This is a genomic window from Pseudomonas sp. GW821-FHT11D10 (genome assembly GCF_058808435.1).
The window spans coordinates 501,731-515,807 of the sequence record NZ_JBXARR010000002.1 but is presented as its reverse complement, the minus strand read 5'-3'; the positions used below and the strand labels follow the sequence as shown (position 1 = coordinate 515,807).

The window sequence follows — 14,077 nt, the reverse complement described above, 5'->3', positions numbered from 1 at the left end:
CGAACAGGGAGCACACTATGTTCAACCCAGCTAACGAAACGCACTTCAGCCTCACGGTCGAAGACTACGTAGGCGACCTGCAAGTGCTGTCGTTCACCGGCACCGAAGGCATCAGTCAGCCGTTCCGTTTCGATCTGGAACTGGTCAGCGAAAACCCGGATCTGGACCTGGAAAAACTCCTGCACAAACAGGCCTTCCTCGCCCTCGATCCACAGGGCTCTGGCATCCACGGACAGATCTACCGCGTCGCCCAGGGCGATGCCGGCAAGCGCCTGACCCGCTACAAAGTCTCCATGGTGCCGCAGCTGCAATACCTGCATCACCGCACCAACCAGCGCATCTACCAGCAGATGTCGGCGCCGAAAATCATCGCGCTGATCCTCGACGAGCATGGCATCAAGGGCAACGCCTACAGCTTTCAGTTGAGCCAGCCGTGCCCGGATCGCGACTACTGCGTGCAGTACGACGAAACGGATCTGCACTTCGTCCAGCGACTGTGCGAAGAGGATGGCATTCACTACCACTTCCAGCACAGCAAGAAAGGCCATCTGCTGGTGTTCGGCGATGACCAGACCGTGTTCCCGAACCTCGGCCAGCCGACCGCGTATGTGCAGGGCAGCGGCATGGTCGCCGAAGAACCGGTGATCAAGGGCTTCAAACTGCGCCTGGAAACCCGCACCAGCCGCACCACGCGCCGCGACTACGACTTCGAAAAACCACGCCTGCAAATGGAAGCAGCGTACAAACCCGATGGCGAGAGCACTGAACCGGATCTCGAAGACTACGACTACCCCGGCCGCTTCATCGACCGCGCGCGCGGCAAATTCCTCAGCCAGCGCGCCCTCGAACGTCATCGCGCCGACTACCGTCAGGCCGAAGGTCGCGGCGACCAGACCAAACTGGTCAGTGGCCACTTTATGGAAATGTCCGACCACCCGCGCAGCGAGTGGAACGACCTGTGGCTGCTCACCGAAATCTTCCACGAAGGCAAACAGCCGCAAGTCCTCGAAGAGTCGGTGACCAGCGACACCACCGACAACAAGGACGACTTCCACCAGGGCTACCGCAACACCTTCCTCGCCACCCCGTGGGACGTTTTCTACCGCCCCGCGCTGGAGCACCCGAAACCCCGCGTGCTCGGCAGCCAGACCGCGATGGTCACCGGCCCCAAAGGCGAAGAAATCCACTGCGACCAGTACGGCCGCATCAAGGTGCAATTCCACTGGGACCGCGAAGGCCTGGCCGACGACAAGACCAGCTGCTGGCTGCGCGTCTCCAGCAGTTGGGCCGGCGACCGATACGGCGCCATCTCCATCCCGCGCATCGGCATGGAAGTCCTCGTCACCTTCCTCGAAGGCGACCCCGACCAACCACTGGTGACCGGCTGCCTGTACCACAAGGAAAACCCGGTGCCGTACGCCCTCCCGGCGAACAAGACCCGCAGCGTCTTCAAAACCCTCAGCTCCCCGGGCGGCGGTGGCTACAACGAACTGCGCATCGAAGACAAAAAAGGCGCCGAACAAATCTTCATCCACGCCCAGCGCGACTGGGATGAAAACGTTGAGCACGACCAGAAGATTCGGGTCGGCAATGAGCGCCACGACACGGTGGTGAAGAACACCTACACCGAGCTGAAGGCTGAAGAACACCGCACCACCATCAGCGACCGCAAGATCGAAGCGAAAGCCGACGATCACCTGACGGTAGGAGAAAGCCAGCACATCAAACTCGGCACTGCCCAACTGACCAGTGTGGGGAAAGAGATCCACCTGAAGTCTGGCGACAAGATGGTGATTGAGGCTGGCACCGAACTGACCATTCTGGGCGGTGGGAGTTTTATCAAGCTCGATGGCGGTGGCGTGACGGTGGTTGGGCCGGTGGTGAAGATCAATGCCGGAGGCTCGGCGGGAAGCGGTACGGGGATTGGCATTCTGGCACCGGTCATTCCGCTGATTGCGGATCAGGCTCGGGCGGGGAACACACTGAAGTCCGGTACTGCCAATAGTCCGAAGTATGACGAACAAATCCGTTTTGTGACCGGGCTCGGTCAGCCCATCAAGTCTGTGAAGGCAGCGATTATTGTCCCTTCGTCGGTCGCTCCGAAAATCTCCAAAAGCAACACGGATGGCCTGCATCCACGTGTGGTGACTGACAGCGAGGAAACCGCTGAGGTCCATCTGATGTGGGACGAACTCATCGTGCCGGAAGGCTCCGACGATTACGAAGCGAGTAGAAATAAATGAGCGCACCCGTTGCTACATTCAAAACCAATAACCAAAGCTGCTCCGTTCAAGACATCACGTTGAAGTGCGACAAGCTATGGACGATGGGGCAGCAAGAGGCTATCAGCCGATTGAGTGTGCCAGAAAAGAGCTGGTTTTCTTCGTCGAGCAAAATGGTGTTGGTGGGTGACTTCAGCGCACGAGCCGCGCGCATTGCAGCAGCCTATGCTGAGTTTTACCTAGAGCGTGGTGAAGACGGCAAACCTGACTTGAAGGGACGCTTTTACTGGATGGGATTGGCAGCTTTCGCGAGCAAGCAAGTCATGTGTGGTCTCGATTACATTCCTTCGGAACCGTACCTGACAGGCATAGTGCCGTTGCCATTTCAGATCCCCTACAAAATAGGCAAAAATGGCCTCGGCATGGGCAACTTTTGGCTGTTTCAAGATATTTTTGTTTGGCATTGGTTCTATAAAAAATATCCGGAGCAGTTTAATGACTGTGCCCCGAAGCGGAACGCGAAGAGCTGCGATGCGCAAGTTCAGATGAATATCGATGAGTTACCTTGGGCGGATAAAGCACTACCTGTTCTGAAAAATCTGGGACTGACTCCTGACATCACTGCAGGCTTCAACCTCATAAAAAAATCCGAGACGACATCTGATCCGGTTGCGAAAAGAAATATTCAACAGCAATCACTTTTGGCAATTGCTGATCATGAACAAAGAAGAATTCTTCAGCCGCTTATCTATAACGGCTTTTTGTTTCAGAAGGTTCTGCAGACACAAGCTGCCGCTGAGGGTGCGCCGTTTGTACCGTTGCGGGTTGCTTCTTTCAGTTCTGCCTGCGATGTAAATAATAAGGAGTTGCGGGTTCAGATGACTAAAGGTGACTTGTTTAACGAATCTGATCGAATGGAGTTTATTCTGGAAATTGCAAAGCAATACCATAAAATGATGGGGCAAAAGAAAGATTATATGGAGCAGCAAATAGAGACGATTTCTACCTGGAAAAGCCGAAAATGAAATTTTACGGGTTGTTGATTTTTTTATTACTCGCTGCATGCGGTGACTCAGACAAAGTAGGGACTGTTTCCATGGCAAACAAAACCCAGTTAATCAATGTTGAGATTGGTGAGGAGATAAGCAATCTACTTTCTAGTTCTCCTGTGTCTTTTTCAAAAGAGTGCATTTCTGATGTGGATATGTGCTGGTATAAAGTTAAAAAGTCATTCGGTGATGAAGATCTTCCATCAGTCGAGGTGAATAAATCTCTGCGTCTAGACCAAGTTGCGAGTGTCAGTACTGCAGTGGATGGTGAGGTAGGCACTACTGTGGAGAACCTCGACTTATCAGTTCGGAGTCTCCCGGATGGAAGCAAGCATGATGAGTATCGAGCGTTTCTATACGATCTCATAAACGATATAAAGAAAGCAGGCTGGGTACACTATTACGCACCTTCTGATCCTAGAATTTCAGGGAGTCAAATTGGCAAAATTAACTCGGCTGATGAAGTCATGGGTGATAACGTATTAAGTCATCCGTGGCTGGATCCGAACTATAATCTGGATCATGAGCGATGGTTGAAAGTCGGTAAGTTTTACAATTGGCATTTTTATAAAGATGGCAATCATCTTACGTTGCAAGCATGGCGGCGAGACTCTGATGATGCGCCTGATGAGCGCGGAACGTATTTGGTAAGTTTGAGCTTCACCACCGAACGTGAATACTGGAGTGCTGCTTTCACCGAGGCTGAAGATAAAAAGCGTTGGAAAGAGCTGCTGCCCGCCAAGATGACAGAATATGCTGCTATTCGGAAGTCCCGAGAAGACAAGGCGGAAAAAGCGGGTATTGAAATTGACTCAAATTATCAAGATCCATCCATCAAAGCATTGAAGTAAGTTAGAAGGAGACGGGTTGTATTCTTCCTGTCTCCTTTGAATTCCACCGCTCTCAAGGCAGACGGTAAGGAAACAGAGTGCTAGCCTGCTACCTACTTTGCTTTTTTCTCTTGAAATAAATATGCCGGAATGCAGGTGGCGGGCTTTCTATCGAACGATTTGAATACTGTGGATGGCTTAAGTTATTCTGCTTTGTCTATTGTGTTCGTTAGATTTGTTTTAAATTTGTTAACACTGTTTATTGCTGGGGGTGGCGTGTGAGGTTGTATTGGATTGTTCTACTCTCATTGCTGGTTGGGTTCGATCGCGCCACGGCTGAATATGAAAATATCGGAGGTGAAAGCTCCCGCATTTTTTTTGAATTGGGTACATCAATTGACAAGCTGTTGAACAGTAGCCCCTTCGAATTCACACCCGACTGTCTGCACGCAGTCAATATGTGCTGGTACGAACTTGATCTCTCAGGAAAAAAGAATGCGCTAATTGACCTGACGATTACTCAGCCAACCAGCACGCTGGAAATAAAGCGAGTGGTGGGCGTCGACGTAGTTGTGGATGGCGATGTGACGAAAGACATCGAAAATGTTGTTGTGACGCTGCGCGGCTTGCCAGATAACAGCTCTCACGAGGAAAACAAGAAGCTTGTTTATGATCTTATAAGCGACCTTCGCTCCGCGGGCTGGAAAAAATATTATTTCCCCTCCGATCCTCGAATTTCCAGCTCGGAGCTGAATAAGTTCGATTGGAAAGACAGTGTGTTTGGGGTTACGCCATTGAGTCATCCGCTTTTCGATTCAGATCATGAAATGAGTATGCAACAGTGGCTGACGAACGATGGTTTTTATGACTGGTACTTGTACAGTGGTCAGTACATTGCACATATCAAAGGGCAAAGACGCAACTCTGCTACCGACTCTTCCCGTTCCGGCACTTACCTTGTGAAAGTTGAGTTCAAATCGCTGGAGAACTTCTGGAGAACAGACTTTGAAGAGAAAGACCGGCCGCAGTGGAAAACGCTATTTCCCGGTCGCATAGCCCAGCTACTGAAAAAACGCTCGGAAGCTGAAGTCAAAGCTGAGGCCGCTGGTGTCTCGTTGGACGAGAGTTACAGGGCTCCAGAAATGGAGCAGGTCAAATAATAGTGATAGATAAGGAGTGAGCAACGGTTATCCCGGAATTATTCCTTTTCTAAGTTTGGTGAAAAGTTGACGGATTTATTTGTACTATTTAAATATATCCGTCCCCCTTTTTTAAGCAAATCGAAGAGCTGAAATGCGGCGCCTCTAAGCCCGGTGCCTAGAAGGTATCTGGACGGGTAGCTGAGCGCAGTGCCGGAGTATCTGGATCATGATTAAACTCAAAGCGTTCTTTCGGCTGACCGCGGGTGCTTTTTTGGCTGCTTTGCTGGTCCCTGCGCATGCCCAGGAAACCTGTAATCCCGACAGCTTTTCCACTCCCGATATGATTATTTGCGGTCAGCGGACTTTCGAGAAAGTCGACGCAGTGTTGAATGAGCAATACAAGAAAGCGCTGGCCAGTTTGGCGCCCGCCGACAAGAAGCAACTGACTGATGTGCAAAAGAAGTGGGTGCGCTTCAAAGAGGCGTATTGCGAGGATATCTATCAGTCGGCCTTGCCCGGTGCAGAGGCGCCCATCGAAAAGCTTGGGTGCCTGGTGCAAACAACCAATGCCCGGTTGGGGGAATTGGTTGCCCTGCAGACTGGGTTACCCCTGGACGGATTTTATAAAGCTGCATCGGCCGTGGCGGGGCAGGATCGAGAGAAAGGTCTGGCGGCTTCGATGGAGCGATTGGGGGGTGACAACTTTGACGAACCGTTATGGAGGCAATACGTCGATGGGCACTGCGAAATGAGTGAGCGTGTGTTCCGGGAAGACATCGCTAGCTGCGCAGTGCGAATGCGTTTTCAGTTACCTCTGAATCGTTGAAGGAATGATCAGATTGAAGTCAATGCGAGTTTTATCTGCTGTACTGTTTGTTCTCTTTCCTATGGCGGCACACAGTGAGGTCTCGACGGAGATTTATTGCTTCCGTTCGCAAGAGAACGCCAAAAGCATCAATTTCGAACTCAGAACTTATTACGACTCCTTCTCCAGATGGAGCGGAGCTGCTGTCAGGTACAGCAAGTCGAAGAAGGCCATTTCTCTGGTGCATCGGAATACCGAGCAAGAAATTCTGGCAGAGGATCGTCCGTATCAGTTCACGACGACTTGGGTTGAGGTTTCGGAGGGCGCGCTGACGGGTGAGTATGAAATGGTCAGTCAGGGTGCCCGGGTCTATGGCATGACTTATACGAACTACAAAACCAGGAAGAAGTACTCCTTCGAACACGATTTCAGTATGGATTTCTCACCGGAGACGGGCTGTCAGTGGTGAGGAATTGGTCAGTTGGAAAAGGGGACTCAACGTCCCCTTTTTTCCGCCCGCGATTCAGCTACGGCTTGGCCTGATACTCCCGAAACTCAATGTGATCGAGCGTGCCTTCCACCATCAACCGCACGCCATCCGCCATTCTGCTCAGGCCCAGCGCCATCGAGCGGCGGGGGCCGTCGAGGTCGTCGGCCAGGTTGGCGGCGATGGCGCTGATGGACAGGAGGTCTTCGGAGGCGTTGGCCATGAGGGCTTCGGCGTCGGCGTTGGGGCAGAGGGCGAACAGGCCGCCCAGGCGTTTGGGGCGTGGGGCTCTGGGTTTGAAGTGGTGGTCGAGGGCGCGTTCGGCGGCTTCGTGGAGTTTCTTTGAGTCTGGGAATTCGTAAGGGGAAACTTCTTCGTCAGTGAAGGTTGGGTCGATCATCGGTGTAAATCCTTTTGAGTTGGAAAGATTTGCTCCGGTTTTCGGACTTGCACATCCGGTCACCGATTTTGCGGTGACGGAAAGAGGTTATCGATGAACCCCAAGCTCGCCTAGTTCATGGACAGCGCCGCAGTTTGAAGGACATTTCCCAAGGATTTGCGGGGTAGAGGAACAAGAAACCACAGCCTTCGGCAGCTCCTACAGGAATGTGTTTCTTCAGGTGTAGGACGGGGGATGGTGTGACGCGGAGCGTCACGGGATGCATTCCCACGCAGAGCGTGGGAACGATTAAGGCTAGGGGCTGGAAATCGTGACTTGGTAGTCATCATGCTAGAAAAGGCCTACATCGTCTTCTATCAGTCCAAGATGGTGGCGAATCCGCCCGAATCCCTTACACTCCCCCAGCCGTTCATTTTCCTTTTGAGGCTGTGCGCATGAAATTTCGTTTTCTTCTGTGGATGCTGGGTCTGTTGATGGGTAAGGCCAGTCGGACAAATCCTGCGTTCCAGCAGCAGTTGGGTGACAAGGATCTGGTGTTTCAGCTACAGACTCTGGACGGGAAAGTGGCGCGGCATTTCGTGGTGAAGGATCAGCGCATTACCAGCAAGTCTGGCGTGGTGGCTGAGCCGGCGTTTGCGATTGCCTTTAAAGACGCGGCGTTCGGGTTTGCCACTATGCAGGCGAAGAACAAGCAGTTGGCGTTCATGCAGGGGATTCAGGACAAGTCGATCCAGCTCAAGGGCAATCCGGCACTGGTGATGTGGTTTCAGGGATTAATGAAGTATTTGAAGCCGCGGAACCCCAAGCCCAAAGACTGAGAGTGAATCCGTTTCGTTGTTGGGCCTTTTTCGGTGGGGGCAGAGTTGGATTGGTGTGCAAGCCTGTTCCCATATTCGATCAAGTGTGCAAGCGATGTTTATATGTGCGCAAATTCCGAAGCCAGCTTACACAGGAGCTTCGATCCCGCTCGTTCTGGGTGAAGCTTGGCTCGATTAGTCGGTCATTTGGCCTTTAACGACAACCTAGCTGTCATTTCTAACAGGTGATTTGATTGTGATGATTGTGGCTCCCTATGGAGGGTTTTATACCCCTTACCCATAGAGGAGTCTGTTCATGAGCAACTCTCAGTTAGGAAGTACAGCAAATTTCTACGACCCCACTTTTGGTCGAAGTGGGGTAGTTCGCTTGCCAATTGAAGGTATTCCAGATAGTAGCTCTGCCCGAGCGATAGCGCACTTACCTGATAATAGCTTATTAGTTGTTTCACCCGGGCACCCGAGTATCAAATTGATAAAGCTGAGAAAGGATGGGTCACTTGATTTGTCATTCGCATCTCGAGGATTTGTCGAGGTTCCATTAGAACGTATCGGTTGGTTTATGGTTCATGGGCTGAGTGTGACTCATGACCAAAAGTCAATTATCAGTGGGATTAATCTTGATGGAGGTGTAAGCCTGGTCAGGCAACTTCCTACTGGAGCCGCAGACGCCTCTTTTGGTCCCGCGGGAGACGGTCAAGTTGCATATGGGATTAGTGATTTTGTAGATGACAATACTCATCCGAACGCAAAATTTTGTGTGGAGGATGTTCATAAAATAGCGGAAGGTGAATCTGCTACTTATTCTAATAGCGTTTTAGCGGTTGCGAGTGCTCCAGACGGAAAAATCATCTGTTCAGTCGGCATACAGCTAGGCGAAAACAACTTTGTGACAGTTGTAATCCGCCTGCTTGATAATGGCTCGCTGGATAATACGTTTAACAATAAAGGCTTTCTATTTATTGACTTTCTAGGGTTGATTAATAATTTGAACTCTCGGGTTCTGATGCAGCCGGATGGCAGCGTCGTGGTTTCTTTTGTAAGTGAAAACTACTTAGCCTATATCGCTCGTTATAACAAGGGCGGGACAGTAGACAAAAGTTATGGTTGCCTAGGAACCGGTTATGTATCTTTCCCTGAGTGGTGGGCGGCAATAGCCATGAAGGAGGATGGCGGGCTAGCGGTATTTGGTAGTGCGTATGTTGGTGGAGCGAGAGCGGTAATTGCTTCTTTGACCCCTGAAGGAAAGTATCAATCAGGATTCAATGATGGTTCGCCTGTGTTGATTGAATATCCCGAGGGTGCGTTAGGTACTCCGAGGACTCTGGCTGTGCAGAAAGACGGGAAACTGGTGGTCGGGACGGATCTGTTTTTTGGGGGGGAAGAAAAACAAATCAACAAAATTGAGCGTTATAACGCCGATGGATCTATAGATGAAACATTTTGTGGAGTGGGCTACATAACTCTTGATGGTGTGCCGGGTAGCGCTGTGGCCGCATCTTTAGCATTGACGACGGATAATCGAGTGACTTATCTGGTTAAAAATATCTGGGCTTCAGATTCTATCGTACGAATTTTGGCTTGAGCAAAGTGATCTGCCTTAAGTGTCGCAAACGACGTACTCCCACAGTTAGCTGTTGAAGCACTGTGGGAGCGCGTTTTGATTCGGACAATGTTTCGACGAGGTTTTTAGGCCTGGCTGAACTGCGAAGCCAGTTCACGCAGCAACACTTCCGCCTCAAGCACTTTGCTGACGACGTCATTGGCCTTATCACGAGTCAATCCAACGCGCTCCAGCAGCGCATCCGGAATGTCTTCATCCGGGCCGGAGCCGATTCCGCGACCGCGCAGCAGGCGCACGGCCAGGCAGACGAGGTTCGGGTATTCGGCGTAGGCGCCGTCGTAGTTCGGGTCGTGCTGGAAGCGCAGGGCGGTGGCCAGTTCGTCCGGCATGTCCCAGTAGCGCATCAGCCAGGAGCCGATCTGTTCGCGGCTGATGCCCAGCAGGTGTTGCTCGACGTAGCTGTGGCACAGGTGCGGGTTGACCTCCAGGTGGCGGCAGATCAGCGAGAAGTGCGGTGGGAACACGTGGGCCAGCAGCAGGTAGCCGAAGTTGTGCAGCAGACCGGCGAGGTAGGTCAGGCCGGCTTCCGGGCGCTGGGCGCGCGGCATGGCGCGGGTCAGGCCTTCGATGACGGCGGCGGTATAGATCGACTGCTGCCAGTACGGCGTGGTGTGTTGCGGATGATCTTTTGGCAGGCTCAGGGTCTTGCCGAGGGCCAGGCCCAGCGCCAGGTTGATCACCAGATCGAAGCCCAGCACGCGGACGATTGCGTCTTCCACCGAACGGATCTTGCCCGGCGAGGCGTAGTACGGCGACGCCGCCCAGCTCACCACTTGCGCAGCCAGCGCCGGGTCGGTTTCGACCACGCCGGTGATGTCGTCGATGGTGGCGTTCGGGTCGACGCGCAGCTTGATGATTTTTTGTGCGGTTTCGGCCAGCGGCGGAATCTCGATGGTCGCTTCCAGACGCTGCTGGATGCGCCGCGCGGTGAACGCCTGCACGGCCTGGGTGATTTCCTCGCGGTCATCGTCCGGGCGGTCGAGGTTCGGGCGGATGCTGCTCAGGGCTTCGCCGAAGTTGGCGGCACTGGCCTTGGTCAGCATGGTCTTGAAGTCTTCGCTGGCGATTTCCAGCAGCAGGCCCGGCTCGCCGGAGTTGATCAGCAACTTCGGCTCGCGCAACAGGCTTTCTTCGTAGAGGCACGGCGAGCTGGTCAGCGCCGGCAGGCCCGGCAGCAGGCTCAGGCTGTGTTTGCCGAGCATCTTTTCCAGGCGCTCGGTGGACACGGCGGTCAGGCGACGGCCCGTCAGCTCGGCGAGGCGGTTGAGATCCAGCAACTGGCTCTGTGGAAACAGCACCATCAGCGCACCGACCGCGTCGTCCAGCAACACGGCCTGCACTTTGCGCGAGGCGTTGAGGCCGTGGTGGTCGAGCACTTCTTCGTAGGCGACGCCCAGCTTGTTGAGCAGCAGCCGAATAACAGACGGAGCGTGCGGGGATTCGGGGGCGAGAGCAGCTTCGGTCATGGTCTGTATCCGTTTTTGAAACAATTGCTGGAGTATAACCAGCTTGGTTGGAACGAGCTTTGAGAAACTGCGACGGTGCTCACACTTGGCCGTATTGCTGCCCGTGTCGCAGCCATCGGTCGAGCAGCGGGCTGACGTGGGTGGGCCAGCGTTCGAGCAAGGCCTGGGCGGCATCGCGTACAGCGGGCAGCAGGTCGGCGTCGCGCATCAGGTCAGCGACCTTGAATTGCAGCAGGCCGGTCTGGCGGGTGCCGAGCATTTCGCCGGGGCCGCGCAGTTCGAGGTCTTTTTCGGCGATGACGAAACCGTCGTTGGTCTCGCGCATGATGCCCAGGCGCTGGCGGCCGATCTGTGACAGCGGCGGATGATAGAGCAGCACGCAATGGCTGACCGCGCTGCCCCGGCCGACACGACCGCGCAACTGGTGCAGTTGCGCAAGGCCCAAGCGCTCGGGGTTTTCGATGATCATCAGGCTGGCGTTGGGCACGTCCACGCCGACTTCGATCACGGTGGTGGCGACCAGCAGTTGCAGGTTGCCGGCCTTGAACTCGGCCATGACGGCGGCTTTCTCGGCGGGTTTCATGCGGCCGTGGATCAGCCCGACCTTCAGCTCGCCGAGGGCGGCGGTGAGGTCTTCGAAGGTGGTTTCGGCGGCCTGACAGGTCAGCTCTTCGGACTCTTCGATCAGCGTGCACACCCAATAGGCCTGACGACCTTCGGCGCAGGCGCTGCGCACCCGCTCGATGACTTCGACGCGGCGGGTGTCGGTGACCAGCACGGTGTTGACCGGGGTTCGGCCGGGCGGCAGTTCGTCGAGGATCGAGGTGTCGAGGTCGGCGTAGGCGCTCATCGCCAGCGTCCGTGGAATCGGCGTGGCGGTCATGATCAATTGATGCGGGCACATGCGCCCGCCAACGCCTTTCTGCCGTAGCGCCAGACGCTGTTGCACGCCGAAGCGGTGCTGTTCGTCGATGATCACCAGCGCGAGGTTCTTGAACTGCACTTCGTCCTGAAACAGCGCGTGGGTGCCGACCACCATCGGCGTGCCGCTGGCGATCTGTTCCAGCGCGGCGACGCGGTTCTTGCCCTTGAGCTTGCCGGCCAGCCATGCCACGTCGATGCCCAGCGGTTCGAGCCAGCGCTTGAAGGTGATGAAATGCTGTTCGGCGAGGATCTCGGTCGGCGCCATCAGTGCGACCTGATAACCCGCTTCCAGCGCTTGCAGCGCTGCGAGGGCGGCGACCACGGTTTTACCCGCGCCAACGTCACCCTGAATCAGCCGCAGCATCGGTTCGTGCTGACTGAGGTCGTAGGCGATTTCGTTGCCGACTCGCTGTTGCGCGCCGGTCGGATTGAAACCGAGGTTGGCCAGGTATTTTGGCGGCAGCTTCGTGGCTTTCGGCATCGCCGGCGCGCGCAGGGAGCGCATGCTTTCGCGCAAGCGCTGCTGCGATAGCTGGTGAGTCAGCAGTTCTTCGAAGGCCAGACGATGCTGGGCCCAGTGATGGCCGAGGGCGAGTTCGTCGACGTCGGCATCGGCGGGCGGGTTGTGCAGGTAGCGGATCGCGTCGGCCAGTGGCGCCAGTTGATAGTCGCGGGCCAGTTCGGTCGGTAGCCAGTCGGGCAGGGTGGCCGGCTTGAGCAGGGTCAGCGTCTGCATGCACAACTGGCGCAGACGGGCCTGGGTCAGGCCTTCGGTCAGCGGGTAGACCGGGGTCAGGGTTTCATCCACCGGTGGCGGTTCGTCGCCGTTGATGGCGCGGTATTCCGGGTGGTAGATCTCCAGCCCCGAGGCACCGGGCCGGGCTTCGCCGTAGCAACGAATCCGCGTGCCGCGCTTGAGACCTTCTTTCTGCGCGTTGCTGAAGTGGTAGAAGCGCAGGCTCAAGCCGCCGGTGCCGTCCTGCAAACGCACGACGAGGCTGCGACGCCGGCCCATGACCACGTCGGCACCGCTGACAGTGCCTTCGACCACGGCGTCCTGCCCCGGCCGCAACGCGCCGATCGGCACCACGCGGGTGCGATCCTGATAACGCAGCGGCAGGTGGAACAGCACGTCCTGGAGGTTTTCCAGGCCGACCTTGGCCAGTTTCTCGGCCATGGCTTCACCGACACCCTTGAGTGCGGTGACCGACACCTGCGACAGCTCAGTCATGACGCTGACTTAACCGGCCGTAACCGGCGCGGCAGGCTTGGCAACCGAGCACAGGCGAATGGAGTCGGCGAGGATCTCGATGGCTTTCGGCCGTGGGAAGCTGGCGCGCCAGGCGATGGCCACGGTGCGGAACGGCACCGGTGCCGACAACGGGCGCACTTCGATCACGCCCGGGGCGTAGTGATGGCTGTCCACCGCCGACAGTGGCAGGATCGAGATGCCCAGGCCGGACGCGACCATGTGGCGAATGGTTTCCAGCGAGCTGGATTCGACCGTGGTGTGCTTGGCGCCGTCGTTGCCCTTGGTCAGGGTCGGGCAGGCTTCCAGCACCTGATCGCGGAAGCAGTGACCTTCGCCGAGCAGCAGCAGGCTCTTGTCGTTGAGCAGCGCGGCGTCGATGGATTCTTTCTGGGTCCACGGGTGCTGGGCCGGCATCAGGACGTAGAACGGCTCGTCGTAGAGTTGCAGGGTCAGCACGTCGGCTTCGTTGAACGGCAGGGCGATGATGATCGCGTCCAGTTCGCCGTTGCGCAGTTTGTCGCGCAGCACGTGGGTGAAGTTTTCTTCGATGTACAACGGCATCTGCGGGGCGACCCGGTGCAGTTGCGGAATCAGGTGCGGAAACAGGTACGGGCCGACGGTGTAGATCGCACCGACTTTCAGCGGGGCGGTCAGCTGGTTCTTGCCGGCCTGGGCCAGCTCGCGGATGCCCTGGGCCTGCTCCAGCACTTTCTGCGCCTGGGCGACGATGCCTTCGCCGACCGGGGTCAGGCGCACGGCGCTTTTGCTGCGCTCGAAAATCAGCACACCGAGTTCGTCTTCAAGCTTTTTCACGCCCACCGACAGGGTCGGCTGGCTGACGTGGCAACGCTCGGCCGCGTGGCCGAAATGCTGCTCTTGGGCGAGGGTAACGATGTAGCGTAATTCTGTGAGGGTCATAGCAAGCGTCCATGAAGATGCGGGCCAAGCATACCGGCTGCAATCGATAGACGCACGTTATCAGACTGAGTGATGAATGCGACACCGGGCAATGCCGGTTTGCCGTGGATGGATAAGCAAAAGGCACCTTTCGGTGCCTTTTT

Annotated in this window: 12 protein-coding genes; 8 read left to right on the top strand and 4 right to left on the bottom strand. The window is 55.6% G+C overall.

Annotated features, from left to right (window positions below; all coding sequences use genetic code 11):
- Window positions 1-17: 17 nt before the first annotated feature.
- The 6 genes from AC1RT4_RS08805 to AC1RT4_RS08780 all read left to right on the top strand — a co-directional run bounded on the left by AC1RT4_RS08805 (window position 18) and on the right by AC1RT4_RS08780 (window position 6,517).
- Window positions 18-2,243, top strand: coding sequence for a type VI secretion system Vgr family protein (locus AC1RT4_RS08805; RefSeq protein WP_493085021.1), 2,226 nt, complete (start codon window positions 18-20; stop codon window positions 2,241-2,243).
- Window positions 2,240-3,247: a DUF2515 family protein gene (locus AC1RT4_RS08800; RefSeq protein WP_493085019.1), complete on the top strand. Its 1,008-nt coding sequence runs from the start codon at window positions 2,240-2,242 to the stop codon at window positions 3,245-3,247. Before AC1RT4_RS08805 ends, AC1RT4_RS08800 begins: the two co-directional genes overlap by 4 nt.
- Entirely contained in the window at window positions 3,244-4,122 is an 879-nt protein-coding gene (locus tag AC1RT4_RS08795) for a hypothetical protein (protein ID WP_493085017.1), read from the top strand. Before AC1RT4_RS08800 ends, AC1RT4_RS08795 begins: the two co-directional genes overlap by 4 nt.
- 257 nt (window positions 4,123-4,379) lie before the next feature.
- The gene (locus AC1RT4_RS08790; protein WP_493085015.1) at window positions 4,380-5,261 is read left to right on the top strand and encodes a hypothetical protein; all 882 of its coding nucleotides are present in this window, start codon (window positions 4,380-4,382) and stop codon (window positions 5,259-5,261) included.
- A 208-nt stretch (window positions 5,262-5,469) separates the two neighbouring features.
- Window positions 5,470-6,069, top strand: coding sequence for a lysozyme inhibitor LprI family protein (locus AC1RT4_RS08785; protein WP_493085013.1), 600 nt, complete (start codon window positions 5,470-5,472; stop codon window positions 6,067-6,069).
- A 22-nt stretch (window positions 6,070-6,091) separates the two neighbouring features.
- Window positions 6,092-6,517 carry a hypothetical protein gene (locus AC1RT4_RS08780; RefSeq protein ID WP_493085290.1) on the top strand — a complete coding sequence of 142 codons (426 nt, stop codon included), beginning with the start codon at window positions 6,092-6,094 and terminating at the stop codon, window positions 6,515-6,517.
- Window positions 6,518-6,575: 58 nt separating this feature from the next.
- Here AC1RT4_RS08780 and AC1RT4_RS08775 read toward each other — a convergent pair whose 3' ends face one another.
- Window positions 6,576-6,935 (bottom strand): DUF6124 family protein, encoded by a 360-nt coding sequence (locus tag AC1RT4_RS08775; protein ID WP_493085011.1) that lies wholly within the window; start codon window positions 6,933-6,935, stop codon window positions 6,576-6,578.
- Between the two features lie 434 nt (window positions 6,936-7,369).
- Between AC1RT4_RS08775 and AC1RT4_RS08770 the strand changes: the two genes are divergently transcribed.
- Together AC1RT4_RS08770 and AC1RT4_RS08765 are read left to right on the top strand one after the other, a co-directional pair.
- Window positions 7,370-7,753: an SCP2 sterol-binding domain-containing protein gene (locus AC1RT4_RS08770; RefSeq protein ID WP_493085009.1), complete on the top strand. Its 384-nt coding sequence runs from the start codon at window positions 7,370-7,372 to the stop codon at window positions 7,751-7,753.
- Window positions 7,754-8,048: 295 nt separating this feature from the next.
- Window positions 8,049-9,335 carry a hypothetical protein gene (locus AC1RT4_RS08765; protein ID WP_493085007.1) on the top strand — a complete coding sequence of 429 codons (1,287 nt, stop codon included), beginning with the start codon at window positions 8,049-8,051 and terminating at the stop codon, window positions 9,333-9,335.
- Between the two features lie 104 nt (window positions 9,336-9,439).
- Here the strand turns inward: AC1RT4_RS08765 and AC1RT4_RS08760 are convergent, their stop codons facing one another.
- From AC1RT4_RS08760 to AC1RT4_RS08750, 3 genes are all read right to left on the bottom strand, one after another.
- On the bottom strand, window positions 9,440-10,840 hold the full coding sequence (locus tag AC1RT4_RS08760) for an aminoacyl-tRNA deacylase and HDOD domain-containing protein (protein ID WP_085708861.1): 1,401 nt from the start codon (window positions 10,838-10,840) through the stop codon (window positions 9,440-9,442).
- Window positions 10,841-10,919: 79 nt separating this feature from the next.
- On the bottom strand, window positions 10,920-12,995 hold the full coding sequence (recG, locus tag AC1RT4_RS08755) for an ATP-dependent DNA helicase RecG (protein WP_192562856.1): 2,076 nt from the start codon (window positions 12,993-12,995) through the stop codon (window positions 10,920-10,922).
- 9 nt (window positions 12,996-13,004) lie between these two features.
- The gene (locus AC1RT4_RS08750; RefSeq protein WP_007954418.1) at window positions 13,005-13,934 is read right to left on the bottom strand and encodes a hydrogen peroxide-inducible genes activator; all 930 of its coding nucleotides are present in this window, start codon (window positions 13,932-13,934) and stop codon (window positions 13,005-13,007) included.
- Window positions 13,935-14,077: the final 143 nt, after the last annotated feature.

Excerpts from the sequence above, each read along its gene's own strand:
- AC1RT4_RS08785 (WP_493085013.1), top strand. The coding sequence starts at position 5,470 with ATGATTAAACTCAAAGCGTTCTTTCGGCTGACCGCGGGTGCTTTTTTG.
- AC1RT4_RS08780 (WP_493085290.1), top strand. The coding sequence starts at position 6,092 with ATGCGAGTTTTATCTGCTGTACTGTTTGTTCTCTTTCCTATGGCGGCA.
- AC1RT4_RS08795 (WP_493085017.1), top strand. The coding sequence starts at position 3,244 with ATGAAATTTTACGGGTTGTTGATTTTTTTATTACTCGCTGCATGCGGT.
- AC1RT4_RS08750 (WP_007954418.1), bottom strand. The coding sequence starts at position 13,934 with ATGACCCTCACAGAATTACGCTACATCGTTACCCTCGCCCAAGAGCAG.
- AC1RT4_RS08775 (WP_493085011.1), bottom strand. The coding sequence starts at position 6,935 with ATGATCGACCCAACCTTCACTGACGAAGAAGTTTCCCCTTACGAATTC.
- AC1RT4_RS08770 (WP_493085009.1), top strand. The coding sequence starts at position 7,370 with ATGAAATTTCGTTTTCTTCTGTGGATGCTGGGTCTGTTGATGGGTAAG.
- AC1RT4_RS08760 (WP_085708861.1), bottom strand. The coding sequence starts at position 10,840 with ATGACCGAAGCTGCTCTCGCCCCCGAATCCCCGCACGCTCCGTCTGTT.
- AC1RT4_RS08805 (WP_493085021.1), top strand. The coding sequence starts at position 18 with ATGTTCAACCCAGCTAACGAAACGCACTTCAGCCTCACGGTCGAAGAC.
- AC1RT4_RS08765 (WP_493085007.1), top strand. The coding sequence starts at position 8,049 with ATGAGCAACTCTCAGTTAGGAAGTACAGCAAATTTCTACGACCCCACT.
- AC1RT4_RS08800 (WP_493085019.1), top strand. The coding sequence starts at position 2,240 with ATGAGCGCACCCGTTGCTACATTCAAAACCAATAACCAAAGCTGCTCC.
- recG (WP_192562856.1), bottom strand. The coding sequence starts at position 12,995 with ATGACTGAGCTGTCGCAGGTGTCGGTCACCGCACTCAAGGGTGTCGGT.